Source organism: Streptomyces sp. NPDC057950 (assembly GCF_042887295.1).
GTDB classification, from domain to species: Bacteria; Actinomycetota; Actinomycetes; order Streptomycetales; family Streptomycetaceae; genus Streptomyces; species Streptomyces kaempferi.
Window position 1 is genome coordinate 54555 of sequence record NZ_JBHVPP010000029.1, and the last position, 25633, is coordinate 80187.

The window sequence follows — 25633 nt, forward strand, 5'->3', positions numbered from 1 at the left end:
CATGTCCCCGCCCTCACCACCGCGTCACCCGCGGCCTGCTCTCGAGAGAAGTCCAGTCATGTCCCAAGTCACCGTCCCGCACCTGATACCGGACCCATCGGATCAGCCGTCCGGGCAGCCGATCCGTCCCGACGAGCTCGTGGCGATCACCGCGCAGCGTGACCGGGGGCATGTGCTGCTCCAGGTGTGCGGCGAACTCGATGTGCTCACCGCGCCCCGGCTTCACCGGGTCCTGCAGGGCTGCGCGGAGCGCGGTGAGCACATCGCCGTGGATCTGCGGGACGTGCGGTTCGTCGACTGCTCGGGGCTGCGCCCCCTGGTGACGGCTGCGGCCCTCGCCGAACGTCAGGGCCGCCGCTTCACCGTTGCGGCGGTCTCGGCCCCGGTACGTCGTGTGCTGGAGCTGACCCGGCTGACCCGGCTGCTGGACGGGGGCGCGAGGGCCTGACCGGGGCGCCGCGCAAGAGTGGTGCAAGAGCGTGGCGGATCGTGGGAGTCGGGCGGTTCCGGCCGGTGCTGCCCGTCCGTGTTGTCGAGGAGAGTCATGGGCTATGCCGCGCGGCACCGCGGCCGCTGTGTGCCCGGCCGGGCGATGCGCTCGCTGCACCGGCTGCTGCCGGTGGTGGTGATCACCGTGTTCTGTGCGGTCCTGCCTTCCGTGGCCGGCGGCCCGCACACGGCACGCGGGCCGGGCCCACGGCGCATCCGGGTCAGCTGGTCACGCCTGTTGCCCTCGGGCTGCCGGCTGTGGCTGTCGGGGTTTTCGAACTCGGCGTACTGCGGGTGGGATCGGGCCCGCCGCGGCACGCCGGGCATGAGCGGACGATCGCCTGCCGGTAGGAGAATCACGTGACCGCCCGAGCGGATCGGGTTCTGGCGGGGCGGATCGGTTCTGGCGGGGCTCGCAGGGGGACGCCGAGGCCGACGGTGACGTCGTGCCCGTCCGGCACGGCAACCTCACCAGGCCGATGGCCACCGCCGGCCGGCCTGTCGCCGGCCGGCGCGCCGCCCATGAGCGTGGCCACGGCGTCGGTCGATGTGCTGGGTGACTGGAACGGCAGGCGTGCCATGCCGGCCTGGAACGTGATGCCGGAGGTGTTCTCGTCACCGGCGGCCGCCGCCTGGTGGGCCGTCAGCCGGCGAGCCGGCCTGGGGCTGCGCCGCAGTGGGCACATCCGCGGGGCGTGCGTGAGGTGTGCAGTACGGCCCTGACCGGCGCCGGTACGGCGGTGCGGAGCGCGGTGTGCACCAGGGGTGTGTCGAAGAGGAGTTCGTCGCCGTCGGCTGTGAGCAGCCCTGCTCGCAGGGCGGTCTCGACGTGTGTGGCGGCGTCCCGTTCGCCGATACCGCTGATCTCGATGGCGTCGCCCGGGTGGAACCGGGGGCCGAGGAGCGCTGCGTAGCGCAGGAACCGCGCGGTTCGGTGTCCGGCCCGGTCCACCAGGGCGAGTGCGGCCTGTACCGGGGCGGTCGGCAGTTGCTCGCGTCCGGTGAGGTCGGCGCCGGTGGTGGCCGCACGCAGGGTTTCGGTGACCAGGCCGGGGTGGCCGCCGGTGAGCCGGTGCACCTGGTCCGCGACGCTGGACAGTCCGCGGGGGCGGGCCAGTTCCGCGACGTCGGTCACGGAGAGCGGTTGCAGGCTCAGGTGTTGGGTGAGTTCGCCGGCCGGCAGCGCGGTGGTGTCCTGTTCGCCGTGTTCGGTGCCGACGGTGAGCAGCACCATGATGCGGTGGGGCAGGTCGGCGGTGGCGGCGATGCGTGCGATGGCGTCCAGGCTCGCCTGATCGGCGTGCTGGGTGTCGTCGAGGGCGAACAGGACCGGGCGGTGGGTGGCGATGCGCCGGACGAACATCGCGACCGCGTCAAGGGCGGCCGGGGCCCGGGCGGGTGCCTGAGGGGAACCGGCGGCGCGGCAGCCTTCGTCGAGCAGGATCTCGAGTTCGGGCAGGAGGGCGCGCAGGGGGCGTTCAAGACCGGCCGCGGCAGCGCGGACTTCCTGCGGCGGGCCGATCAGGCAGTAGTCGCGTACGGCGCGCACGAGGGCGCCGGCGTGCGGCGCCTGGCCGGGTGCGGGATGTACGGCCGTCAGTGCGAGAGCGCCGTGGTCCTCCACGTGCCGGCTGAAGGCGGTCATCAGGGCGGTCTTGCCCATGCCTGGCGCCCCCTTGACGACTGCTACGGCCGGGCGTCCGGCCAGGGCGGTGCGCCAGGCCTTGTGCAGCTGCAGAAATTCGGCCTCTCGTCCCGTCAGCCGGCCGGGCGGCACGGCCATGGCCTGGGTGGGCCGGACTGGTGGGCGGGCCAGCAGGCACATCGTCCGGCCCCCGCGCAGTATCGCCTCGTGCAGGGCCGTGGTCCGTGCATCGGGATCGGTGCCAAGGTCAGCGCGGAGCCGGTGGCGGAGCAGGCCGAAGGTGCGCAGTGCGGCGCCGGCCGATCCCTGACCGTACTGCGCGGCCATCAGTGCCCGCCAGGCGGGTTCGTCGTAGGGGTCGGCGGTGATGGCGGTGCCGGCCACGTCGGCGCAGCGGCGGTGGTCGCCGAGGCGGGCGGCGGCGAGCCAGGCGGCCTCGCGGGTGCGGCGCAGTTGCCGGTCGACGGCGTGGACCAGTTCCTCGGTCCATTGCGGGGCGGGGAATTCCTCCAGTGGCCGGCCGGTGGTCAGCAGGTCGAGCGCGCGGCGCACGGCGACGTCGGCGAAGACGGTCTCCCCCGCGCCCAGGTGGCGTTCGGCGACCTGGGTCAGCCGGGCCGCCTCGTCCAGGTCGACCTGCCAGTCGGTGGTGTCCAGCCGGTAGCCCGAACCCACGCGCTCCAGGCAGGGACCGGTGATCCTGCGGAGCCGGCTGATCAGGGAGGCGACGGTCTGCTCCGCTGCGGGGGGCCGGTCCTGCTCCCACAGGATGTCGGTGATCTCGCCCAGGGCGACCACCCGGTTGCGGCGCACCCCGAGCAGGGCCAGCAGCAGGGCGGCCCGGCCACGGGGGATCACCGGCCTGCGGTCGGCTGCCGGGTCGGTCAGCTCGAGGGGGCCGATCAACCGCAGGCGGATCGGGCCGGCGGCGCGGGCCGGGGCGGGTGCGCTGGTGGGGGATGGCATGGGAGGGCTTCCTGTGTACGTGGGGCGGCGGGACGTGGCTGCCCGCGACCAACCGTCCGTCGTACGGGGCGTGCGCGCCACCGGCAGGCCGGACCTGCTTCCCACGTATCGGGACGAGGGTTTTCCGTCAGTGGGCTTCCTCCAGTGCGCTGCGGACGGTCTCGCGCAGGTCCAGCCAGGCGTCGGTGAACTGCCGCAGGCCCTGCTCCTCCAGCTCGCGGGTCACCTGGTCGTAGTCGATTCCCGCGGCAGCCAGTTCGTCCAGCACGATCGCCGACTCGCCGTACAGGTCGCGCAGGTCCCGGTCGATGACCGCGTGATCGGCGACGGCGTCCAGGGTCGCCTGCGGCATGGTGCTGACCGTGCCGGGTGCCACCAGGCCGGTGACGTAGCGGGTGTCGTCGTATGCGGGGTTCTTGGTGCCGGTGCTGGCCCACAGCGGCTTTTGTGGCCGGGCGCCCTGTGCCTGAAGCCGCTGCCAGTGTTCGCGGGCCATCTCCTGCTCGTAGATCCGGTATGCCAAGCGGGCGTTGGCGAGTGCGGCTTGCCCTCGCAGAGCGGCGGCCTGGGTGCCGCCGAGGGCCGCGAGCCGCGCATCGGTCTCGGTGTCGAGGCGGGAGACGAAGAAGGACGCGACGGAGGCGATGCCTCCCAGATCGAGGCCGCCTGCCAGAGCGGCGCGCAGGCCGCGCGCGTAGGCGTGCAGTACGTCCTGGTACCGGGTGAGGCTGAACAGCAGGGTCATGTTGACGCTGATACCGAGCGCGGTCGTGCGAGTGAGGGCCTCCAGCCCTGCGGTCGTCGCCGGGATCTTGACCAGGACGTTGGGCCGGTCCACGCGGATCCGTAGTTCCTGGGCCTGCGCGACGGTGGCCGCCGCGTCGTGAGCCAGCCGCGGGTCCACCTCGATCGACACATGGCCGTCGCTGCCCCCGGTGCGCCGGTGGATCGGCATCAGCAGGTCGCAGGCGCGACGGACGTCGGTGGTGGTGACGGCCAGCAACGCGCCGTCAGTGTCCGCGCCGCGCCGCGCGAGTTCGCCCAGCTGTGCCTGATAGGCGTCGTTGCCGTCGAGGGCGTTGCGGAAGATCGTCGGGTTGGTGGTGACGCCGGTGACCCGGCGGCCCGCGATCTGCCGCTCGAGCTTCCCGGAGTCCAGGTCGCGGCGGTCGAGGTGGTCCAGCCAGACCGCGACCCCGTGGTCGGTGAGCCGGTGCAGGGCGTCGTCGTTCATCGTGTTCCTTTCGCGCGGCGGGCCGGATCGCGGCCGCCGCTTCGTTCGTGGGGTGGCTGACATCGCTGACCCGCTTCCAGGCTGACGGCCGTAGTTGCACGGGACTTGCAGGCCGGGCACCCGGCGGTGTCGTGCAACGGCCCTGCAAATGCGGGGCGGATCGTGGCAGGAGCGGTCGGCTCCCGGCCGGGCCGGCCCCGGTGGCGGGTCCGCCTCGTCACACACCGCCAGGAGGAACGGCATGGGCGCAACTGCGCCGGGCAGCACGCAGAAAGCCGGCGACGCAGCGGCGCCGCTGCCGGAACAGCACGATCACGGGACCGGTGGGCGCTGGCCGGCGTGGACGGCAGAGTTCGCGGCGACGGCCGTTCTGCTGTTCGCCATGGCCACCTTGTTCCGGTGGCTGGCCGACCCCGCAAGTCCGCTCGCCCAGGCGGTTCCTGCAGGCGGCGGGCGTGTGGTGGTGGGCGGCATCGTCAGCGGCGGCTCCGTAGGGCTGCTGATCGCCTCGCCGTTCGGGCGGCGTTCGGGCGCGCACATGAATCCCGCCGTATCCGTGGCGTTTTGGCTGATGGGGGCACTGCCCGGCCGGGATCTGGCCGGCTACGCGGCGGCGCAACTGGGCGGATCCGTGGTGGGAGTCGTGGCGGGGCGGGTGGTGTGGGGGGCTGCGCTGGCCAAGCCCGAGGCGGGATTCGCGGCCGTCAGGGCAGCCGAAGGGATCCCTGCCGTGGTGGTGTTCGCGGCCGAGGCCGCGGCCACCGCGGTGCTGCTGGCCGCGGTCACCTTCGTGTCCGCCCGGCCGGGGCCGTCCTGGCGCGTCCCGGTGGTGGCCGGTGCGGCCGTCACGGTGCTGATCTGGCTGACCGGCGGCTGGGCCGGCGGCAGCTTCAACCCGGCCCGGCAGTTCGGCCCGCAGTTGCTGTCCGGCGACACGCGGTGGCTGTGGGTGTACGCCCTGGCGCCACTGGCCGCGGCGGTGGCTTTCGGAACTGTCCGTGCCCGGCTGCCCGGCGCGGGCCCGCTGCCCAAAGCGCCTCCCGTGCCACCGCGATGACCCGTTTCGAGGGCAAGTGGTCCCATCCGGTAGGCACCGGCCCGTACAGGGGACGGGTTGAAGCCCTCATCAGGCGCTCCTCGCGACAGCAGGCGCTCCTCGCGACAGAAGGAACATCACCATGCACCACCGGCACTTCCCGCACGGCGTCCGCGCGTTCACGCCCTGCCTGGTCTGGGTGGCGTTCCCCCCGTGCGGGGCGGACGCCGTGAAGGTCACGCGCGTCCTGTGGTCGCGCGGGCATGCGGCGGGCGCCCCCGGGGAGGAACGGTGAGTGCCTGGGTCCGGACTGCGGGCCCCGTGCCCGGAGCGGTGCCCGAGACCGCCGTCCGCCTGGACAAGGTCACCCGGACCTACGGGCGGGGAGCCGGCGCCGTGCATGCCCTGCACGATGTCAGCGCGGCGTTCGCCCGCGGGACGTTCACCGCGGTCATGGGCCCCTCCGGTTCCGGCAAGAGCACTCTGCTGCACTGCGCCGCCGGGCTGGACCGGCCCACGGCCGGCAGCGTGCACCTGGGCACCGCAGACCTGGTCCGGATGAGCGAGACCCAGTTGGCCAGGCTGCGCCGTGAGCGGGTGGGCTTTGTCTTCCAGGCGTTCAACCTGTTGCCGTCGCTGACCGTGGCGCAGAACATCACGCTGCCGCTGCGCCTGGCGGGGCGCCGCCCGGACCGTGCCTGGCTGACGGAGATCACCACGCGCGTGGGTCTTGCCGACCGTACCAAGCGCCGGCCCGCCGAGTTGTCCGGCGGCCAGCAGCAGCGCGTCGCCATCGCGCGGGCCCTGGTGACCCGGCCCGACGTGATCTTCGCGGACGAGCCGACCGGTGCGCTGGACCCGGACACCGCCCGCGACATCCTCGGCCTGCTGCGGACGGCGGTGACCGACCTCGGGCAGACGGTGGTCATGGTGACGCACGACCCCGTCGCCGCCGCGCACACCGACGCCGCGCTCTTCCTGTCCGGCGGGCGGATCGCCGGGCACCTGGCGGCGCCGACCGCCGACGAGGTGACCCGGAGGCTGTCCGGGCTGTGGAGCGCCGCCTGATGACCGGCATCGCACTGCGCACCCTGCGCACCCGCGCCGGCGGTTTCGCCGGCACCTTCATCGCCCTGCTGCTGGCCGCGACGATCCTCGGCACCTGCGGCGTCCTGCTGGAGTCCGGGCTGCGCGGCACCCCGCCCGCCGAACGGTACGCCGGGGCGTCGGTCGTCGTCTCCGGCCGCGACCGCGCCGACATCACCGTCCACACCGCCGGAGGCAAGGACCGCACCGCCTCGCAGCCGCTCACCGAACGCGTCCATGTGCCGGAGCGGCTGCGCGAACGGATCGCGGTCGTGCCCGGCGCGTCAGGCGTCGTGGCCGACATCGGCTTCCCCGCGCGGATCACCGACAGCGGCAGGAAGGCCGACCACGGCCCGCCCCTGCAGGGACACAACTGGTCCGCGGCCGTCCTGGCGCCCTTCGCCCTGACCGCGGGGTCCGCCCCGCGCGGTGCCCACGACGTCGTCCTGGACCGGGATCTGGCCCGCCGCTTCGGGGTCGGCGCCGGGGACACCGTAACCCTGATGACCCGCTCGGTCCCGGAGCGGTACCGGGTCGCGGGCATCGTGGAGCCGGGACCCGGCGTCGAACTGGCCCGCCAGTCCGTGGTGTTCTTCACCGACGCGACAGCCCGGCAACTGGCCGGGCACCCCGGCACCGTGGACGCCTTCGGCGTACCGGCCACCCCGCCGGGACCGGCCACCGGCGACCTGGCCGCCCGCGTCGAAAACGCGCTGGACGACCCGTCGCTGTCGGTGAGCACCGGCGACGGGCGCAGCCGGGCAGAGTTCACCGATGTCGCCGTGACCGGATCGGCCCTGACCCTGCTGGCGGGTTCCTTCGCCGGCACGGTTTTCCTCGTCGCCGTCCTTGTCGTCGCGAGCACCCTCGGGCAGTCGGTGCAGCACCGCACGCGCGAGGCGGCCCTCCTGCGCGCGGTCGGCGCGACCCCCGGCCAGGTACGGCGGATGATCGCCGTCGAGGCCACGGTCGTCGCGCTGGCCGCCGGCGTCCTGGGCTGGCCCCTGGCACACGTGGTGACGCACTGGATCCGCGACCGCTTCGCGGGCCACGGCATCGTGCCGCCCGACTTCGAACCGGTGACCGGCCCGCTCCCGGCGGCCGGTGCGCTGCTGATCACCGTGCTCACCGCTCTCGTGGCAGCCCTGTCCGCCTCCCGCCGCACGAGCCGTATCCGTCCGGCCCAGGCGCTGGGCGAGGCTGCGATGGAGCGCCCCGCCCTGGGCCGGGGCCGCGCGATCACCGGCGCGGTGCTGCTGGCGTGCTCGTCGGCCACCTTCGCAGGCGGCCTCAGTCAGCGCGGCGACGTGGCCACGCTCGTCAACCTGGCCAACACCCTCGTTCTGCTGCTGGTCATCACGCTCGCCGTGCTCGGCCCGGCCGTCGCCCGCACCGCCATGCTGCTGCTCGGCCCGCTGCTGCGCCTGTCCCGGGCAACCGGTCACCTGGCGGCGGCCAACACCCGGGCCAACGCCGGCCGGCTGGCCGGTGCCGTCACCCCGCTGGTCCTGGCGGTGTCCTTCGCCGCCACCATCGTGTTCGCCCAGACCACCGCGCTGGATGCGGCCGGCCGGCAGACCCGCACCGCCACCCTTGCCGACCACGTCCTTGTCTCACCGCACGGCCTGCCGCCTGAACTGGCCCAGCGGGCCCGCCGGATACCGGCAGTGAAGACCGCCACCGCCCTGGTGCGGTCCAAAGCCGTCGCCAAGAGCAAACAACTGGGAGGCGAGTCGGCGATCTCCCTGACCACGCAGGGCGTCACACCGCAGGGCCTGCACGACACCCTCGACCTGGACGTCCAGCAGGGCAGCACCGCACGCCTGCGGCCCGGGACCGTCGCCGTCAGCGCCACCACCGCCTCATGGCTGGGTCTCGGCCTCGGCGACACCGCCCAACTGCAACTGGGCGACGGCACTCCCCTCAAGGCCGAGGTCATCGCCGTGTACGGGCGCGGGCTGGGCTTCGCCGATCTCACCCTCGCCCACGAGCAACTGCTCCCCCACACCACCGCGGCCATGGACGAAACCGTTCTGATTCGCGGCACCCCCGGTACATCTGGCACCCAACTCGCAGCGGACCTGGCCGCACTCGCCCGCCAGTATCCCGGCACCACCGTCCACGACCGCCTCGCCCACCAGGACCGGCTCAAGGAAGCGCAGGCAACCGCATGGGTGAACTACCTCCTGGCCGGCATGGTGATCATCTACACCGGTATCACCGTGGTGAACACCCTGGCCATGAACACCGCCGTCCGCCGCCGCGAGTTCGCGCTGCTGCGGCTGGCGGGCAGCACCCCGGCACAAGTGCGCAGCATGATGCGCTGGGAAACCGCAGCCGTCGTCCTCACCGGCACCGGCCTGGGCACCGCAGCCGCCGCGCTGCCACTGATCCTCGTCGCCTATGCCCTCACCGCAACCCCCACCCCGTACGTCCCCCCACTCACCTACCTGGCCGTGACCGGCACCACCGCGCTCCTCGCCTACGCCGCGGCCCTCATCCCCACCCGTCTGAACCTGCGTACACCACCCGTCGCAGCCACCCGGACACGGGAGTGACAGGCCCTCGGCAAGGGCGTGATGCGGCGTCGCGTCCCGTCACATGTACGGGACACTCCGCCGCGGGGCGCCGACCTGAGGTGACTGCGTGCCGTGGGTAGGCTGCAGATCGCTCATCGGGCCGGTGAGCCTGCGACGAGGTGTCCGGAGCGCATCTGTGCGGCATCGTCAGGGAGTTGGCGCTCCCCGCTCGCGGCCGCGGCTTCGCGCCCGGGGCGGCAACGGCGCGACCGGTGGCTCTGTGCGGCGCGCACAGTGCGCGAGGGCCTGGCGTGCTTGTGTCGGGTCGGGTTGTTCCGACGTGGTGGCAGGGTTCAGCAGCGTCTTCAGTGCGCTGTCCGCGGCTGTCTTCAACTTCCGCGAGTCGATCGGAGTGTTGAACGGCAAGGTGACCTGGCGGTGGTTGTCGGCCGTGGTGAAGCTGCAGGTGCTGTATCCCGGGGCGCTGCCTAGCAGGTGCTGTATCCCGGGGCGCTGCCTAGGTGACCGTAGGCAGCGCCGTACCGTGCCGTCGTCCTGGCGGGCCGGCGAATGATCATCCCGTCGTTCGGACGGCCACATGAACCCGGCCCTCTCGCCGATGTCTTGGCTGATGGGTGCCCTGCCGGAGCGGGGTTGCGGCGGCACAGGCGCACCTGAACCGGCTGGTTGCGCAGTTGATGTGACGGTGGGCCGGCTGGTGCGGGGGAAGCAGGCGGCCCGTCCTGCCGTCGGCTGCGCCGCCACCACCCGGCAGCCGACTGATTCCCTCCAAGTGGCGGGTGCCGTGCCCCCAGCGCCGCGGCGTCCTCCCCGGTGCTTGCCGCGGTGACCTTGCGTGGCGGCCCTGCCCCGTCCGGCCTTCTGGCCGCCGACCGTCGCCGGGGCGGCGATCGCCGCTCTGGTCCTGCCAGTCGGCAGGCGGGCGGAAGCTTCAGCCTGGCCCGGCAGTTCGGGCCGGAACTCGTCTCTCACGACACGGCTGGCTGGGGGTGTACGTGGTCTCGCACCGCCAGTGGGCGTCGGGCTCTTCGTCCTGGTGCGCGGGCGCCTGCTGTGGCGGGCTCGGCCGTCCGGTGACCACCGCCGTGCCGGGGGCCGTGCGGTGGCCCGATCAGTGGGGAGCGCGGCCCGACGGCCGGACATGGCAGCCCACACGGCACGGGTTGAAGACCCGTGAAGGCGCCGTTCAAGCGCCGTGATCCTCAAATCCGGATCGTTCCAGAAAGGCCGTGTGATGATCGACTCGACTGCCTGGGAGCGTGTGCGATGACCGCCTCGCCTTCTCTGACCGCCAAGCGGCGGCCGGAGTTCCTGATCGCGCTGGGCCTGGCAGCAGGCCCGGTGGTGGCGCTGGGCTTCACCCGGTTCGCCTACGCACTGCTGCTGCCGGCCATGCGCGAGAAGCTGCACTGGAGCTACGCGGCAGCCGGCGGGATGAACACCTCCAACGCGCTGGGCTACATCATCGGAGCCGCCACCGCCGCCTGGTGGTCGCGCCGTCTCGGCGCCCGGAAAGCATTCGTGTGGGGCATCGTCATCAGCGCGCTCGCCCTGTTCGCCTCCGGGACGACCGACAACTTCGCCGGCCTGACCGTCCTGCGGTTCGTCGGCGGTCTGAGCACCGCGGTGACCTTCGTGGTCGGCTCGGCACTCGCCTCCCGCGTCCACAGCGGCGGCCAACAAGCCCGCTCGGCCGCACTGGTCGGGATGTACATGGCCGGCGTCGGCATCGGGGTGGTGCTCTCCGGCGTGGTGGTTCCTGCGGCCCTCACCGCCTGGGGCGTGTCGGGCTGGCAGGCCGGATGGCTGCTGATGGGTGTGCTCGCCGCGCTCGCGATCGGCCCGGCCGCCTGGGCCGCACGCCAGGTGCCCGAGCAGGCCGCGGGCGGTGCCGCCCACAACGGCCGCGTCAGTCTCAAACCGCTGACGCCCACGTTCGTCTGGTACGTGCTGTTCGGCGCCGGCTACGTGTCCTACATGACCTTCGTCATCGCCTTGCTGCACAGCCAGGGCATGAAGGTCTGGGGCACCGCCACGTTCTTCATCGTGCTGGGTGTGGCCTCCGCGGCGGCGACACTGCTGGTGTGGGGGCGGGTGATCGGCCGGCTGCGCGGTGGCGTCGCCCCTGCGCTGGTCTCGGCCGTCGTGCTGATCGGCGTGCTGCCCGTGCTGCTGTGGCACGGGATGGGCGCCGCGATCGCCTCGGCGATCATCTTCGGCAGCGCGTTCATGGCCGGCCCCACCGCCGTGACCGTCCTGGCCCGCCGCATGCTGCCCGCGCACGCCTGGACCTCCGGTATCGCCCTGCTGACGGTCGCCTTCAGCGTCGGCCAGGCGGTCGGCCCCCTGGTCTCCGGCATGATGTCCGATTCCTCCGGCGGCATCGCCAAGGGGCTGTGGCTGTCGGTGATCCTGCTCGCCGTCTCCGCAGTGGTCGCTCTCATCCAGCGCGAGCGGTCCGCGGGGCACCAGCACCGGGAAACGCCGGTTGCCACCGGAGCCCCCACCGTCACCAGGCACTGAGCAACCCCTGTCCCCCAAGGAGATCTCCACCATGTTCCACCGCATTCTGGTTGCCGTCGACGGCACTGCAGCCACACAGCACGCGCTGCGCACCACCTCCGAACTGGCCCTACTGACCGGCGCGAAGGTCCGTGTGCTGCACATCGACACCTCCGACGTGGTGTACGACACCGTCGTCGACCTGGAGGACGACGCGGCCGCCCACCAGGTCCTGGACTCGGCCGTTGCAACCCTGCGGCAGGCCGGCGTCCCGACCGACGGCGAACTGCTGGACGGCCTGGTGGCCGATGTGGCGCGAGCCGTACAAGAGGCCGCCGAGAGCTTCGCCGCCGACCTGATCGTCGTCAGCCCGCACCATCGCAGCCGTCTCGCCAGCTGGATCGCCCCCAGCGTCAGCGACGCCATCGCCCACCAGAGCCGGATCGCCGTGCTCTTGAGCGCCGCGGAGCGCTGAGGTGTCCCGCGGCACGGCGGACGCCACCGGGCACGCATGCCTCGCCCGCGTCGTCACCGCCCCCCGGCCCCACCGTCCGACCACCGCCAAAACCGCCCCCGTCAAAGACGCCGCCGACAACACGTGAGCAACACGGCCCCGGTCTGCCGGCCCTGCCTGGCCGGCAGACCGGGGCCCCGAGGAAAGACACGGTGACAGATGCCCCAGCAGCAGATCATCCTCGTCCGGCACGCGGAGACGGCCTGGAACCGCTCACGCCGGTACTACACCGGGCAGGACGACCCCGACCTGACCGCCGCAGGCAAGCGGGAGGCCGCCATGCTCCTGCCGCACCTGCAGGCCCACCAGGACGCCCATGTGTTGTGCAGTCCAGCGCTGCGTGCCCGCCGCACCGCCGAGCTGGCGGGCCTGGACGTGGAGGTCAGCGCCGACCTGCGGGAGTGGAGCTACCAACTGCCCGACGGTCACACCGTGAACGAGCACTGCCCCAGCGGACCGTGCCACCACGACCTCTGGGACGCCGCCCTCCACACCCAGGCGTGCACGGGCGAATGCCTGCCGCAGGTGACCGCCCGGGCGGACAGCGTGCTCGACCGGGCCCGCCGGCTCCTGGCCGACGACCGACCCGTCGTCCTCATCTCCCACGGCAACCTCATCCGGCTGATGACCGCCCGGTGGCTCGGCCTGTCCGCCGCGGCGGGGGCGCACCTGGCACTGCGCACCGCTTCCATCGGGCGCCTGGCCCACTACGACGGGCGCCCCAGCCTGCTGGGCTGGAACTTCAGCCCGTACTTCGACGACCGCCGGCTCGCCCGCCCCCAGGTATCCGCCGACGACGACACGATGCCGCCACCAGGGCGAATCGCGCCCATGGCAGCGCCGCCGCAACATCACGCCACCGACGCCGCCAGGCATCGTCCCTGACAGCCCGCTCCTCTCCCGCCCCTCGTGGAGGAATCGTTGGACACCAAAGAGCCGGTACGCGTGGACGCGTATGCCGAGCGTTTCCTGGCACAACTGGCCGCAGCGGATGCGCCGCCGCTGGAAAGCCAGTCGGTCCTCGAAGCCCGGGCCGCAGCCCTGGCAGGCCAGCACGCCGCCCAGGCGGTGCTCAAGCCCGTCCACATCCAGGAACACCACCTGCCCATCGGGCCCGGCGGCACCGTGCTGGTGCGGATCGTACGGCCGGACACCTCCTCGGGCACGCTGCCGGCGGTGATGTACTTCCACGGCGGCGGCTGGGTACTGGGCGACCGGATCTCCTACGACCGCGCCACCCGCGACCTGGCCCACGCCAGTGGCGCCGCCGTGGTGTTCGTGGAGTACACCCGCTCCCCGGAAGCCCGCTATCCCGTCGCGCTCGAAGAGGCCTACGCGGCCACCGCCTGGATCGCCGAGCACGGGCTGGAGTACGGCCTGGACGGGGCCCGGCTGGCGGTCGCCGGTGACAGCGCGGGCGGCAACCTGGCCACCGCAGCCGCCCTGCTGGCCAAGCACCGGGGCGGCCCCCGCCTGCGGCAGCAGGTGCTGTTCTACCCGGCGTTGGACGCCGGCTTCGACACGCCGTCCTACGAGCAGTTCGCGAACGGCTTCTTCCTCACCCGCGCGCAGATGCGGTGGTTTTGGAACCACTACGCCCCCGACCGCTCGGTGCGCACCGAACCGACCGCCGCACCGCTGCGGGCCACCATCAAGGAACTGGCCGGGCTGCCGCCGGCCCTGGTGATCACGGCCGAGGCGGACGTGCTGCGCGACGAGGGCGAGGCATACGCCCGCAAGCTGACGGAAGCGGGCGTACCCGTGGTCGCGGTCCGCTACCTGGGAGCGATCCATTCCTTCACCGCGCAGGATGCGCTGGCGGCCAGTCCCCTCACCCAGGCGGCGATCAACCAGGCCGGGCAGGCGCTGGGCCAGGCTCTTGCCGCACCCCGTTCCGCGGCGGAGGGCCGCTGATGTCGACGGCCCTGGTGCTCGGCGGAGGAGGCGTGACGGGTATCGCCCGGGAGCTGGGCGTGCTCGAGGCGCTGCGGCAGGCAGGGGCGGACCTCGCGGCGGCCGACCTGGTGGTCGGCACGTCGGCCGGCTCGGTCGTGGCGGTCCAGGCCACCAGCGGCATCGGCCTTCACCGGCTTGTCGCCGACCAACTGCTGGGCCACGACGTGGTGGTCGTCCTCGCCCCCGGCATCGGCCCCGGCCTCGACCCGGTGTCCGAGGGACTCTCCGCCGAGGTGCCGCCGCTGCGCACGCACAGCCGGGTCCTGGTCGTCACGCCCGACGACGACGCGCTGGAGGCCATCGGCCCCGATCCGCTGGATCCCGAGCACCGGCCCGCATCCGCCCGCGCGGGCCAGCGGCAGGGCCGGGCGCCGGCCGGCGCCCGGCGCGAGATCTGGCCCGCGCCTGCCACACGATGACCACCACGCCACAACCGTCCGGCCGACCCGGGACGTACCGTCGCAAGGTGCTCCGGGAACAGGCCACCGGCCCGCTGCCGCTCCTTCGGACCGCTGTACGGGGATGCCGACGCGGCCGGGGAGTTCGTGCTGACATCCGTCCTGGTCGTACTGCGTGGTCGCTGCCGCCCGCCCGCTGACGTCGCCGGATTCGCCGCTCACCGTAGAAGGCGCCTGGGCGGCGCCGGCAATCGTGGGGTGATGGTCGGGACCGTTCTCGTCGTAGTGGGCACCCCTCGCCGGGGGCGCTGCTCGGTCCGCGCCGTGGGCGGGCACGGAGGGCCAAAAACGTGGGAAGCAGGTCCGGGGGCACGGCCATGGCCCCACCGGCGCCCGCAGTTGCCAACCATGTGCGCGCGAATTCTCCGCCGCGCACGGCCCCGGAGGTCGCCATGCTGTCCCTGCCACGTCATCCCAGCCTTGCCGCCCACCAGACCGCGTTGGCCGTGGACACCACGCCCCCGACGACACCGCCTGTGACGGGCCCTGCCCGGACAGCCGTGGTGGCGCTGCCCGCCGAGCCTGTCAGCGTGAGCATCGCCCGCCGCTGGACCACAGACCTCCTCACTGTGTGGGGAGCGGGCGCGGACGACCTCGACACGGCCGCGCTGATCATCAGTGAACTGGCGGCCAACGCCGTCCGATACGGCCACGCGGAGATAACCGTCCGACTCCTTCAACGGACAGACCGGCTGTACATGTGTGTCACCGACTCCGGAGCCCCTTTGGAGCCGCACCGGCTCGTCATCCCGCGGGAACTGGCCGAACACGGCCGCGGCCTGGCCATCGTCGAGGCGCTGTCCGAAACGGTCGAGGTGACCCGGGAACCGGGGGGATGGCGTGTGGGCGCGGTACTGCACATGACGACGGTCAGGACAGCTGCGGCGAAACCGGCCCCCGGCGTGACGTGACCCGGCGACTCCACGCGTGACGTGACCCGGCGACTCCACGCGTGACGTGACCCGGCGACTCCACGCGTGACGTGACCCGGTGACTCCACGCGTGACGTGCGGGCTTCGCGTTGTCGCCGGCCAAGCACGCGCAGGACCAGCGCAAGTCGCTCCCTCGGGTGCGGCCGCGGTGGCCGAGCGACGTCTTGCGAACGTCACCGGGCGCCTACGAATCGGCGGCGCCGAACTGCCGCCAGCCGACGCCAACGAGTGTGCGCGCAGGCCACAGATGGGGGATGCCTCGTGGAGGTCGTCGCGCATCTGCCGGCCGGTCCACGGGCGGCGCGGCCAAGGCGGGTGGGCGAAGGAGTCCTCGTCGGTCCGGTGGGCACGGGCGCCTGGGCCCGGTCGCCACCGCGTATGTCGTTTCACGGTCCGTCGGCGCGCGGGCCGGGGGTGCCGGGCAGAAACAGCACGGTACGAAGAGGTGCTGCCAATGGTGCAGGTCACCGCTGCCGCAGCGATGCGCCGGGCGCAACCCGGCGGGTGTCGCTCGGGTCTGCTGCCGTGCAGTCGAGGAGGTGGTGGGTGTGCCGGGTCAGGGACAGAACCTGGTACAGCGCGGAGCTCATGGGTGCGATGCGCAGCCACTGGCCGCGTCGTCGGCTGAGCGTGTGAGCGTCGGCCAGGGGGCGCAGACCGGCCGCGTCGATGAAGGTGAGGTCGGCCGCGTCGAGGGTCACGCCGTGGCTGTCATCGAGGCTGAGACAGAAGTCGAGTGCGCTCTTGATCCCGGGGCTGGTGGCGATGTCCAGTTCGCCGCTCAGGCGCACGAGCATGCTGTGGCCCGGCGCGGTGATCAGGGTGATGCGCAGGTGAGACGGGCACGGCCAGAGGATCGTCGGGCAGGGAACGGGACGGTCGGGTGCGGTCGTGGTCATCACGTGTTTCCTCGAGAGATTCGGACGCCTGTCCGACGCCGCGCTCGCTACCGCCAACGGCGGGGGTGGCGTTGACTGCATCCAGCTTGCGCTTCACGGCGTCCGGGGTCGTCAGCCCTGGTGGCGAGGGTGGAGGTCATTCGCATGGATGACCGTGGCGGCCCGGCTCCTGCCCGGTGCCGGGCCTTAGCGCCGGGTGGGGGCGGAAGGCACGGCAAGTCCTGTGTCGTAGGCGAGGATGATGGCCTGCACGCGGTCACGCAGGTGGTACTTGTCGAGGATGTGGGCCACATGGGTCTTCACGGTGGCCTCGCTGACGAAGAGTTCGGCGGCGATCTCGGCGTTGGACAACCCCCGGGACAGGGTCCGCAGCACGTCTGTTTCCCGCTGGGTGAGGGCGTTGAGGCTCGGCGGAGCGGGCGCCGGTTCAGGCAGCGCGGCGAACCGCTCGAGGAGCCGGCGGGTCACCCTTGGGGAGATGACCGCTTCCCCCGAGGCGATGGTGCGGATCGCCTCGACGAGGGAGTCGGCGGGGCCGTCCTTGACCAGGAAGCCGCTGGCCCCTGCGCGCAGGGCGTCCAGGACGTGTGCGTCCAGGTCGAAGGTGGTCAGGATGATCACTCGGGTCGCCGACCGGGCCTGAAGGATGCGGCGGGTCGCCTCCACCCCGTCCAGCCGGGGCATGCGGATGTCCATCAGGACGACGTCCGGTTGCAGGCCGCGGGCGTCGTCGATGGCGGCCAGGCCGTCACCGGATTCACCGACCACGGTCAGGTCGGGTTCGGCTTCGAGGATGAGACGGAACCCGGTGCGGATCATGGGCTGGTCATCGACGAGCAGGATACGGGTGGCGGTCATCAAGGACGGTCCGTTTCGTTGTCGCAGGGCGCGGTGAGGGGCAGGTCGGCGCGGACGAGGAAGCCCCCGCCCGGTTGCGGGCCGGTGTTCAGGCTGCCGCCGACAGCCGCGACACGCTCGTGCATGCCGACCAGCCCGTGCCCGCAACCAGGCGGCACCGCCGGGGAGTTGGTGGCACCGGCGAGCGGGCCGTCGTCGCGGACCGTGATGGTCAGGCAGTGCGGAAGCCAGTCGAAGGCGACGGCCGCATGCGTGTGCCCGGCGTGTTTCAGCGTGTTGGTCAGCGCCTCCTGCACCACCCGGTAAGCGGTGAGTTCGGTGCCGGCCGGCAGCGGACGGGCGGCACCCGTGTGGGTCGCTTCCACGCGTAGCCCGGCTTTGCGCAGGGAGACCAGCAGTGACGGGATGTCGGCGAGGGCCGGCTGCGGCGAGCGCCCCGTCACCGCTTCGTCCTCCTCGGTGCGCAGCAATTCCAGCAGGCGCCGCAGCTCCGTGACGGTGGCACGGCCGGTCGCTTCGATTGCGGCGTGCAACTCGTGGGTCTTGTGCGGGTTGCTGGTCTGGACGCGGTCGGCGGCGATGACCTGCACGATCATCAGGCTCACATGGTGGGCCACGATGTCGTGCAGTTCGCGGGCGATCCTGGCCCGCTCCTCCACCACCGCAGTACGCGCCAGCGCGACCTGTTCTCGCTCGAGTGCGGCCCCGTACTCCTGTGCCTCGGCCGCCATCGCGCGGCGGGCTCCGACCAGGCAGGCCAACGCCCACGCGGCGACCACGATGACGTCCACGACGAGGGCCGAGCCGATACCGCCGTCCGGAGCGATCAGCACTTCGGTGATACTCGCCGCCCCTAGCGTCACCGCCAGCAACCGGTAGGTCGGGCAGCGTCCGGAGCGGACGGTGGTGAGGAAGACCGCCACTGCGACGGCCAGCAGCACCGTGCCGATGGTCGCGCCCGCGCCGGCAACCGGCGCGGGAATGGAGTGCCGGGCCTGAAGCGCGGCCGCCGCCGCGCCGACAGTCCATAGCGCGGCGTGCGGCCACCGGCGATGCACCGCAAAGGGAGCGCCCACCATCAGTGCCAGGGTGATGCCCACCGCGTCCAGGCCTTGTCCGGTTTGATGCGCGGGATCGACGGCCTCCGTGAGAGCGGCCACCGCCAGCAGCGGGGCGAGCAGGAGATCGACCGCTGCGCGCGGTAGTCGGCGCCGGGCAAGGGCCTCCAGATACCCATGCCGGCGCGTCTCCTTTGGAAGAGAAAAACATTTCCCGATGACAGCCACCAAGGCAGCCCCTTTCGCGTTACGGATTCGGCAACGCGAAAGAACTCCAGCGGATTTCCGAATCCGGCACGAAAAGGAAACCTTGGCCCGTGCGGCGGGAAGCACGGCCCGATATGTGGGCGGGACGGGAAAAGAAGGGGGCGGTCAGCGGGTCCCGTGGCTGGCCGAGTGGGCCGTGAAGGTGGTCCGAAACCGCGCCCGGTACGTGCCCGGGGTGACGCCGCGTTCCCGCTGGAACGCGCGGCGCAGGGTCTCCTCGGAGCCGAAACCCGAGCGGCGGGCCACGACGTCCAGCGGGTCGGTGCCCGACTCGAGCAGCCCCTGCGCCGCCTCGATGCGGATCTGCTCCACAAAGCGGGTCACGGTCATCGCGGTCTCGGTGCGAAAAAGCCGGGTCAGCTGGCGCACGCTCACGCCGACCCGTCCGGCCACCGCCTCCAGGCTGTGATCGGCGGCGGGGTCGGCCGTGACGTCGTCCATCACCTGCCGCACCACCTGGTGGCGGGGCTGTCGGGCAGCCTGGCGGGCGCTGAACTGGGACTGGCCGCCCGGCCGGGCCATGAAGACCACCAGAAACTTCGCCGCAGCCCGCGCCACCCGGGGCCCGAAGTCCTCCTCGACCAGGGACAGGGCCAGATCGATACCGGAGGTGACCCCGGCGGAGCTGATGACCTTTCCGTCACGCACGAAGATGGAGTCGGCATCGACCTGGATGCGGGGGAAGTGCCTGGCCAGGTCGCCGGCAAGGCACCAGTGGGTGGCGGCCCGGCGCCCGTCCAGCAGTCCCGTGGCCGCGAGCGGGAACGCACCGGCGCACACCGAGGCCACCCGGCGGGAGAAACCGGCCAAGCGGCTGATCCCGGCGATCAGGGGGGTGTCGGACACCGCCGTGCGCCAGTCGGAGCGGCCGGGAATGATCAGGGTGTCGATTCTGCCGGTGAACTCCTCCAGGGCCACATCCGCCGCCAGCCGCGCACCCGCCGTGGTCACCACCTCCCGCCCCCCACAGGAGGCGGTCAGCAACCGGTAGCGGGCGCCCTGGTCATTGGCGGCGGCGAACACCTCCAGCGGACCGGTGACATCCAGCAACTGAACGCAGTCGAACAGCACCATCACCACCAGGTGCGGCCGGCTCCGCCCGCTTCGCCCGTCCATGAACAAATCCTCCGCCCACCCCCGTCCGCGGGGCAAGGCGGTCACCCGCCCGTTCCCGGCCCGCCGCCCGACGCGGCCACCCCCCGGCCCGCGAGCACTGCACCGCCGGGACCGGAAGACGCCCGGGGGTATTCCGGATGCGTGGTACGAAAACGCGCACGGTAGGCGCCGGGGGTGATTCCGAATTCGCGTTGAAACGCACGGCGCAGTGTTTCCGCGGATCCGAATCCGCTCCTGCGGGCCACTGTGTCCAACGGGTCTGCGCCCGATTCGAGCATGCCCTGCGCCGCTTCCAGGCGGATCTCCTCGACGAACCGGGCAGCCGTGGTACCGGTCTCCTGGCGGATCAGCCGGGTCAGGTGGCGCACGCTCACCCCCGCCCGGTCCGCCAGTGCGCCCAGCCGGTGATCCAGGTGAGGAGCAGCCGCCACGGCGTCCAGCACCGAGCGGACCGTCGCACTGCGGCAGTACCGTGCCCGCAGCCGGACACTGAACTGGGACTGGCCGCCCGGCCGGGCCATGAAGACCACCAGGTCCTTGGCCGCGGCCCGTGCCGCCTGCGGCCCCAGGTCCTCCTCCACCAGCGACAGCGTCAGGTCGATACCTGCCGTCACACCCGCCGATGTGACGATCCGCCCGTCACGGACGAACAGCGCGTCACGGTCCACGTCCACCGACGGGAAGTGGGCGGCCAACTGGTCGGCCTGCCGCCAGTGGGTCGCCACACGGCACCCGTCCAGCAGGCCCGCGGCCGCCAGCGGGAAGGCTCCCGCGCACAGGGAGGCCACCCGGCCGGCCGAACCGGCCAGCCGCGTCAACTCCCTGATCAGCCCGCGGTCTTCCACGGGCACACGCCAGTTGGGGCTGCCGGGAACCATGAGCGTGCCGATCCGCCCGGACCACCGCTCAAGCACCCCGTCGGCGGCAAGCCGCAACCCGGACGTGGTCCGCACCTCCTTACCGCCGGGAGACAGGGCGACAACCCGGTAGCGGCCGTCGTGGTCGTTGGCGGCCGCCAGAACGTCCATCGGCCCGGTGACGTCCAGCGCCTGCACCCCGTCGTAGAGGACCATCACAACGAGGTGGGTACGCGGGCGCCTGCCCGTGCCGGCCGGGCCGTTCGAGGTGATCATGCCTGCCAGAGTCCGGCCATCCCTTACAGCGGGGCAAGGACCGATACCCCTCGTATCGGGCCATCACCGCGCAGGAGGGCCGAACCGGGGCCGGCCGGGCAGAGTGCGGGGATCGGGCGATCGGCCCCTGCCCGCCCCGGCGCTCAGGGCAACTGGCTGAAGGACACGCTGCGCGAGCCCTTCCGTCTCATCGAGCCCAGCGACAGCGCCTACGGCGAAGCCTGCACCGGGTCCGAGTTCCTGGCCTCCGTGGTCGCCATGGACACCGGCAACGAATTCCTCGCGCACCCCTGGGCCGGAGAGTTCTTCCTCGGCTCCGCATGGGGCCACGACGGCAACGGCCTCTCTGCCACCATCGAAGCGGAACTCACCGACACCTGGCCGCGCCTACCCGCCGGCGCCTTCGGCGGCGAGCTCCCCCGCGCCCAGAAGTCCCCTGCCGCCCTCATCGAGTGGAAGGCCAGGCACGGCAGAAGGTGGTGATGCCCCGCCACCACTACGTTGCCTCAGCGGTGGGACACGTCGAGCTCGTGCGGGGGCCGCGCATCCGCCTCAGCCGGTGAGCAGCCGGGAACGAGCAGCGGGGCCGGACACGGTGATCCTGTCCGGCCCCTGCGTGAATCAGACGGTCACCGTTCAGGGGCCCAGCGACCGACCAACTCCCCAAGGGGCCGAACCGTCCCAGGAACCGAGTTGTACTGTCCTGACATGGGGCAGTCACGCCATGGTGTCGGCCAGGCCTTGGAGCCATCGCCCTTCACTGATCGACGGGAGCCTCATGCCCAACCGTAAAACCAACCGTTCTCCAGCTGATGCGCTCACCTACGATGCCGTCGGAGCGACACGTCCCGCGAAGAATCAGTGGTCGGCGGAGATCACGGGCTTGCGGTCCTGGTCCCGCACCGTCGCCATCGGATACGGGGACCGCGACTGGCACACCGCAGCAGACGCCGTGCTGCGCTGGGGTGTCAAGCGACACAGCGGCTTCACTGTCACGCCCTGTGGCAGTGCCGGCGAACACGTTGCCTCCGGAGCCGAGTACCTGATCACCACAGGCTTCGGCCCGTTCAAAGTCCGGGAGCCCGTACGGGTCGTGGCGGTAGTGGACACGCCGGACCGCTGCGGCTTCGCTTACGGGACTCTGCCAGGCCATCCGGTCTGCGGCGAAGAGGCCTTCATCGTCCACCGCTCCCCCGGCGGAACGGTCACACTGACGATCCGCTCCCTGACCCGCGCCGCTCCGCACCATCCATGGCGCCTCCTGTTCCCGGTGCTGCTCCTCGCGCAGCAACTCTTCCGACGCCGATATACGCGTGCCCTGACGAGTCAGCAGGCCACTACGCCCTGACAGGACACAAGCGTTCCGGGGATCGCGTCCGAGGCCGGCCACGGGTAGTTGCCGGATGCGAGCGCCGGCGACCTGACGAACACAAAGAGCGCTCACAGCGACCGGGCCGGCCATTTCCTCCAGGAGGGCGGCCCATGGCGGCAGTCGGTTCCATGACGCGCCCCACATGCACGGCGATGACGGCGTCTCCCCCTACCTGGGTGGCATTCGCCTCGCCTGCGCCGCCATCGGCGAATGCGCCGACACCTGACCCCATTTGGTCTTGTTCGCGTCGACGTCTCGCACGTACGCCCGGCCCCTAGGACGTCGTCGCTGTCCACCGACAGCTCCGCAAGGCGTTCGAGGACGGCAAGAATGAGCCCGGCGCCGCGAACCTCTCCTACGGCGAGATGGGGATCCGGCGGCACGACAGAGCCGATGCACCGCGTGGTGAACGTGCCCTGCTCCACGCCTACTGGCTGCTGTCCGGCTACGGCCTGCGTCCCCCCTGTGCAGACGCACGGCCGCGCGAGCGCAGGTACGTGCACCGGCAAGGTCGGGCGGACACCGAGAGCCTCGGCTTTCTGCGGGGAGTGGTTCGCGCTGAACGATGGCATCGCGATAACTGACGGCGCCCGCTCGCACGGGCCTTGGCCCCCGGGATCCCTCAGACCGGGGCCTCGATATGTGTCCGGGCAGCTTCGAGGATCGTCTCGGACAACCCGGGATCGGCCTCGACCACGGCGCGGGAGAGCGCCAACGCGCCGACCATGGTGCACAGGGTGGCGAAGTCGGGATCGGCGCCCTGCTCGCGGTCCGACGCGTCCAGCTCGCGCAGACGGCTGAGCGACTCGGCCATGCCCCTGATACCGGAAGCGAGAATGCGCTGGATCTCCGCCGAGCTCCGCCCGGCGTCGTGGGCCAGTGCCGCGACGCTGCACCCCTCCTCCGGGCCGTCCCGGTGCCGGGCCGACACGTAGTCCTCCACGAACTGCCGCAGGAGGGGATCGGTCGTGGGGCCGAGGCCCTCCGCTTCCCCCTGCGACTGCTGCGCCACGGCGTCGACGGCCGCGACACTGTCTGCTACTCCACGCTCGCACACCGCTGCCGCCAGTGCTTCCTTGGAGTCGAAGTAGCCGTAGAAGCCGCCGTGGGTCAGCCCGGCGGTCTTCATCACATCCGCGATGGTCACGTCGTCGAAGCCGCGCTTCCTGAACTGCCGGCCCGCACTGACGACGATGGCCTCACGGTTTGCGGCCACCTGCTCACGAGAAACGCGCATCTCCACCTCCTGGGCTGGATCCCTGCTTGACAATTTACATGACGCTCATCATGATTGGGTTATTCATGATGAGCATCATGTAAATCTCCCGGGGTGGTCACCCCGCACACGCCGGGCAGCGGACTCCCCGCCCGCGGTACGCAATCCGAGAGAAAGAACCCATGAGCGCCCCCACATACCCCCACGCACGAACAGCCCTGGTCCTGATCGACCCGCTCAACGACTTCCTGGCCGAGGACGGGAAGCTCAGCGGGCAGATAGGCCCCATGCTCGAGAAGACCGACCTGCGCGCGCAGCTGATCCGCCTCGCGGAAGCCGCACGGCAAGCGGGCGTGACCGTCTTCTACGCACCTCACGGCCTCCACGAGGGTGTCTTCGAAGACGTCAGACACGTCCTCCCGCGCTTCCGGTCCGCAGTCGACAACCAGGTCTTCTGGGAGGGCACCTACGGCGCCGACTTCTACCCGGCGCTGCACCCGCAGGAAGGCGACGTCGTCGTCAGCCGCCACCACATGTTCGACTCCTTCGCCGGCACCGATCTGCAGGACCAGCTCGCCGCGCGCGGCATCGAGTACGTGGTCCTGGCCGGTCTGACCTCCCAGACGTGCGTCGAGGGAACCGGCCGGCACGCGCTGGAAGCCGGCTACCACGTCACCTTCCTCACGGACGCCGTAGCGGAGTTCACCGAGGAGGCCCATCGGGCCGCCCTGGAGATCTCGTACCCCACCTACGGTCACGAGGTCACCACGATCGACGAGTTCCTGGCCGCCGTCGAGGCCTCGCCCGCCCCCTGACGCCCCGTCTCCGCGCGGCGGCAAGTCTCCAGGTCAAACGCAGGTCCGACGACGACCTGACGCGGACACCGCGCCGAGCGAACCCTCGTTCAGTACGCCGGGGCCCATCCCCTGCAGATCGCACAACGCGGTCGACACCACACCGAAACCACAGAGAGGTTCCCCTCCATGGCTACCGTCACCGTTGTCTATCACTCCCCGTACGGACACACCCGCGCACTCGCCGAGCGCATCGCCCACGGAGCGAAGAGCGTGCCGGACACCGAGGTGCATCTGGCGGAGATCACTGGAGACCAGGTTCACGAAGGACGCTGGTCCCACGAGGCGATCATGGAGTCGCTGCGGGAGTCCGACGCGATCGTCTTCGGCGCACCCACGTACATGGGCAGCGTCTCGGCCGTGTTCAAGGCCTTCCTGGAGGCCGGGTTCTATCCCTTCCTCGGACAGGAATGGAAGGACAAGCTCGCCGGCGGCTTCACGCACTCCGCCTCGCAGAACGGCGACAAGCTGTTCTCACTGCAGCAACTCGCGGTGTTCGCGGCGCAGATGAACATGCAGTGGATCCCGGTCGGTGACGCCGCGGGCAACAACTGGACGGGCGGCACGGTGCACGACGTGAACCGACTCGGGTCCTGGCTCGGTGTCATGGGTCAGACCAACGTGGATGAGGAGCCCGGTGCCGTCAGCGCGCACGGCGACCTGGTCACAGCCGAACGCTACGGCGCGCGCCTGGCCGAACTGACCGCCCGCTGGATCCACGGCCGCGACTACGAAGTACAGCGACACACACTGGAGGGCTACCGGGAGATCTCCGCCCGCAGCGCGGCCGACGCGAAGGCACGCATCGAACAGGCCGCAGGGGCGGCCTGACCATGCCGGCCCCCTCGACAGGAACACCGTCGGTGCGGCCTCGGTCCCTACCCGCCCCACCGACTGTCCGGCACGAGCAGCACTCGACCGACTCACGAACGAGGACACTTCCATGTACCTGCATGTGACCGGCACCGTCACAGCCGAGCGTGAGCGACTGGCCCCGCACGCCGAACAAGAAGCCCGTGTGCTGCGGAGGTTGAAGGCGGACGGCGTCGTGCTCTCCTCCTTCCGGCGCACCGACACGCCCGGAGCCTTCCTGATCGTGGAAGCCGAGAGCGCGCACGCCGCCCGTGAGCTTCTCGGCCAACTGCCCTACGTTGCCCATGGCTACCTCACCTTTGAGTTCCTGGAGGTCGACCGGCTCTGACACGGGCCGGACCACGGACCGTCGCCGTGGGTGGGAACCTCCCACCCGCGCGCCGGAACAACCCGCACACCTCCCGGGCAGCTCATCCGCCGGATCGGCGCGCTCGCCTGGGCCAGGAATTTCCGAAGAGCCCGAACCACGGGGCGATCAGCCTTACTTCGTCGGCTTCGTTCGACAACGCCGGGTCGGGAACAGGACGCCCCGTACGGGGACCGGCGTACTCGGTTCGCCGCCGGCCCCGAGATCACCCTCGAAGACCTGTCCGTCCGTGCCTTCATGGACGCGGCACGGAGCGCCGCCC

The 25633-nt window shown here is 71.7% G+C and carries 25 protein-coding genes; 17 read left to right on the plus strand and 8 right to left on the minus strand.

Features of this window, described 5'->3' with window-relative positions; translation table 11 throughout:
* Positions 1–58 precede the first annotated feature (58 nt).
* Both ACFVTC_RS36945 and ACFVTC_RS36950 read left to right on the plus strand, forming a co-directional pair.
* Complete coding sequence (locus ACFVTC_RS36945; protein WP_390133264.1) at positions 59–448, plus strand: STAS domain-containing protein; 390 nt, start codon at positions 59–61, stop codon at positions 446–448.
* A 96-nt stretch (positions 449–544) separates the two neighbouring features.
* Positions 545–853: a hypothetical protein gene (locus tag ACFVTC_RS36950; protein ID WP_390133266.1), complete on the plus strand. Its 309-nt coding sequence runs from the start codon at positions 545–547 to the stop codon at positions 851–853.
* Between the two features lie 279 nt (positions 854–1132).
* Here ACFVTC_RS36950 and ACFVTC_RS36955 read toward each other — a convergent pair whose 3' ends face one another.
* Both ACFVTC_RS36955 and tal read right to left on the minus strand, forming a co-directional pair.
* Positions 1133–3100 (minus strand): BTAD domain-containing putative transcriptional regulator, encoded by a 1968-nt coding sequence (locus tag ACFVTC_RS36955; RefSeq protein WP_390133268.1) that lies wholly within the window; start codon positions 3098–3100, stop codon positions 1133–1135.
* Positions 3101–3227: 127 nt separating this feature from the next.
* Positions 3228–4334 (minus strand): transaldolase, encoded by a 1107-nt coding sequence (gene tal / locus ACFVTC_RS36960; RefSeq protein WP_390133270.1) that lies wholly within the window; start codon positions 4332–4334, stop codon positions 3228–3230.
* A gap of 241 nt (positions 4335–4575) precedes the next feature.
* On the opposite strand from tal, the gene ACFVTC_RS36965 reads away from it, so the two are divergent.
* The 10 genes from ACFVTC_RS36965 (at position 4576) to ACFVTC_RS37010 (ending at position 15337) form a co-directional block, all read left to right on the plus strand.
* Positions 4576–5391: an aquaporin gene (locus ACFVTC_RS36965; RefSeq protein ID WP_390133272.1), complete on the plus strand. Its 816-nt coding sequence runs from the start codon at positions 4576–4578 to the stop codon at positions 5389–5391.
* Between the two features lie 121 nt (positions 5392–5512).
* Positions 5513–5665: a hypothetical protein gene (locus ACFVTC_RS36970; RefSeq protein WP_390133275.1), complete on the plus strand. Its 153-nt coding sequence runs from the start codon at positions 5513–5515 to the stop codon at positions 5663–5665.
* Positions 5662–6438, plus strand: a complete 777-nt coding sequence (locus ACFVTC_RS36975; RefSeq protein ID WP_390133277.1) for an ABC transporter ATP-binding protein — start codon at positions 5662–5664, stop codon at positions 6436–6438. The genes ACFVTC_RS36970 and ACFVTC_RS36975 overlap by 4 nt, the downstream gene beginning before the upstream one ends.
* Positions 6438–9014, plus strand: a complete 2577-nt coding sequence (locus ACFVTC_RS36980; protein ID WP_390133279.1) for an ABC transporter permease — start codon at positions 6438–6440, stop codon at positions 9012–9014. Before ACFVTC_RS36975 ends, ACFVTC_RS36980 begins: the two co-directional genes overlap by 1 nt.
* A gap of 1248 nt (positions 9015–10262) precedes the next feature.
* Positions 10263–11519, plus strand: coding sequence for a YbfB/YjiJ family MFS transporter (locus tag ACFVTC_RS36985; protein WP_390133281.1), 1257 nt, complete (start codon positions 10263–10265; stop codon positions 11517–11519).
* 31 nt (positions 11520–11550) lie between these two features.
* Positions 11551–11973: a universal stress protein gene (locus tag ACFVTC_RS36990; protein WP_390133283.1), complete on the plus strand. Its 423-nt coding sequence runs from the start codon at positions 11551–11553 to the stop codon at positions 11971–11973.
* 198 nt (positions 11974–12171) lie between these two features.
* The gene (locus ACFVTC_RS36995; protein WP_390133285.1) at positions 12172–12897 is read left to right on the plus strand and encodes a histidine phosphatase family protein; all 726 of its coding nucleotides are present in this window, start codon (positions 12172–12174) and stop codon (positions 12895–12897) included.
* Between the two features lie 36 nt (positions 12898–12933).
* A complete protein-coding gene (locus ACFVTC_RS37000) occupies positions 12934–13926 on the plus strand; it encodes an alpha/beta hydrolase (protein WP_390133287.1) in 993 nt (330 codons plus the stop codon).
* Positions 13926–14387, plus strand: a complete 462-nt coding sequence (locus ACFVTC_RS37005) for a patatin-like phospholipase family protein (protein ID WP_390133289.1) — start codon at positions 13926–13928, stop codon at positions 14385–14387. Before ACFVTC_RS37000 ends, ACFVTC_RS37005 begins: the two co-directional genes overlap by 1 nt.
* 431 nt (positions 14388–14818) lie before the next feature.
* Positions 14819–15337 carry an ATP-binding protein gene (locus ACFVTC_RS37010; protein ID WP_390133291.1) on the plus strand — a complete coding sequence of 173 codons (519 nt, stop codon included), beginning with the start codon at positions 14819–14821 and terminating at the stop codon, positions 15335–15337.
* A 485-nt stretch (positions 15338–15822) separates the two neighbouring features.
* On the opposite strand, the gene ACFVTC_RS37015 is transcribed toward ACFVTC_RS37010, so the two are convergent.
* From ACFVTC_RS37015 to ACFVTC_RS37035, 5 genes are all read right to left on the minus strand, one after another.
* Positions 15823–16257, minus strand: coding sequence for an STAS domain-containing protein (locus ACFVTC_RS37015; protein ID WP_390133293.1), 435 nt, complete (start codon positions 16255–16257; stop codon positions 15823–15825).
* Positions 16258–16443: 186 nt separating this feature from the next.
* Positions 16444–17115: a response regulator gene (locus tag ACFVTC_RS37020; protein ID WP_390133295.1), complete on the minus strand. Its 672-nt coding sequence runs from the start codon at positions 17113–17115 to the stop codon at positions 16444–16446.
* Positions 17115–18401, minus strand: a complete 1287-nt coding sequence (locus ACFVTC_RS37025; RefSeq protein WP_390133380.1) for a sensor histidine kinase — start codon at positions 18399–18401, stop codon at positions 17115–17117. The genes ACFVTC_RS37020 and ACFVTC_RS37025 overlap by 1 nt, the downstream gene beginning before the upstream one ends.
* Before the next feature lie 144 nt (positions 18402–18545).
* Positions 18546–19556 (minus strand): GlxA family transcriptional regulator, encoded by a 1011-nt coding sequence (locus ACFVTC_RS37030; RefSeq protein WP_390133297.1) that lies wholly within the window; start codon positions 19554–19556, stop codon positions 18546–18548.
* A 41-nt stretch (positions 19557–19597) separates the two neighbouring features.
* Positions 19598–20689 (minus strand): GlxA family transcriptional regulator, encoded by a 1092-nt coding sequence (locus ACFVTC_RS37035; RefSeq protein ID WP_390133299.1) that lies wholly within the window; start codon positions 20687–20689, stop codon positions 19598–19600.
* 258 nt (positions 20690–20947) lie between these two features.
* On the opposite strand from ACFVTC_RS37035, the gene ACFVTC_RS37040 reads away from it, so the two are divergent.
* Together ACFVTC_RS37040 and ACFVTC_RS37045 are read left to right on the plus strand one after the other, a co-directional pair.
* Positions 20948–21172 (plus strand): hypothetical protein, encoded by a 225-nt coding sequence (locus tag ACFVTC_RS37040; RefSeq protein ID WP_390133301.1) that lies wholly within the window; start codon positions 20948–20950, stop codon positions 21170–21172.
* A gap of 241 nt (positions 21173–21413) precedes the next feature.
* Positions 21414–22037, plus strand: coding sequence for a DUF1990 family protein (locus tag ACFVTC_RS37045; RefSeq protein ID WP_390133303.1), 624 nt, complete (start codon positions 21414–21416; stop codon positions 22035–22037).
* Between the two features lie 646 nt (positions 22038–22683).
* Here the strand turns inward: ACFVTC_RS37045 and ACFVTC_RS37050 are convergent.
* Positions 22684–23298, minus strand: a complete 615-nt coding sequence (locus ACFVTC_RS37050) for a TetR/AcrR family transcriptional regulator (protein WP_390133305.1) — start codon at positions 23296–23298, stop codon at positions 22684–22686.
* Between the two features lie 161 nt (positions 23299–23459).
* Between ACFVTC_RS37050 and ACFVTC_RS37055 the strand changes: the two genes are divergently transcribed.
* The 3 genes from ACFVTC_RS37055 to ACFVTC_RS37065 all read left to right on the plus strand — a co-directional run bounded on the left by ACFVTC_RS37055 (position 23460) and on the right by ACFVTC_RS37065 (position 25332).
* On the plus strand, positions 23460–24092 hold the full coding sequence (locus ACFVTC_RS37055) for an isochorismatase family cysteine hydrolase (RefSeq protein ID WP_390133307.1): 633 nt from the start codon (positions 23460–23462) through the stop codon (positions 24090–24092).
* Between the two features lie 168 nt (positions 24093–24260).
* Positions 24261–24962: a flavodoxin family protein gene (locus tag ACFVTC_RS37060; RefSeq protein ID WP_390133309.1), complete on the plus strand. Its 702-nt coding sequence runs from the start codon at positions 24261–24263 to the stop codon at positions 24960–24962.
* Between the two features lie 112 nt (positions 24963–25074).
* Positions 25075–25332, plus strand: a complete 258-nt coding sequence (locus tag ACFVTC_RS37065; RefSeq protein ID WP_390133311.1) for a YciI family protein — start codon at positions 25075–25077, stop codon at positions 25330–25332.
* Positions 25333–25633 lie beyond the last annotated feature (301 nt).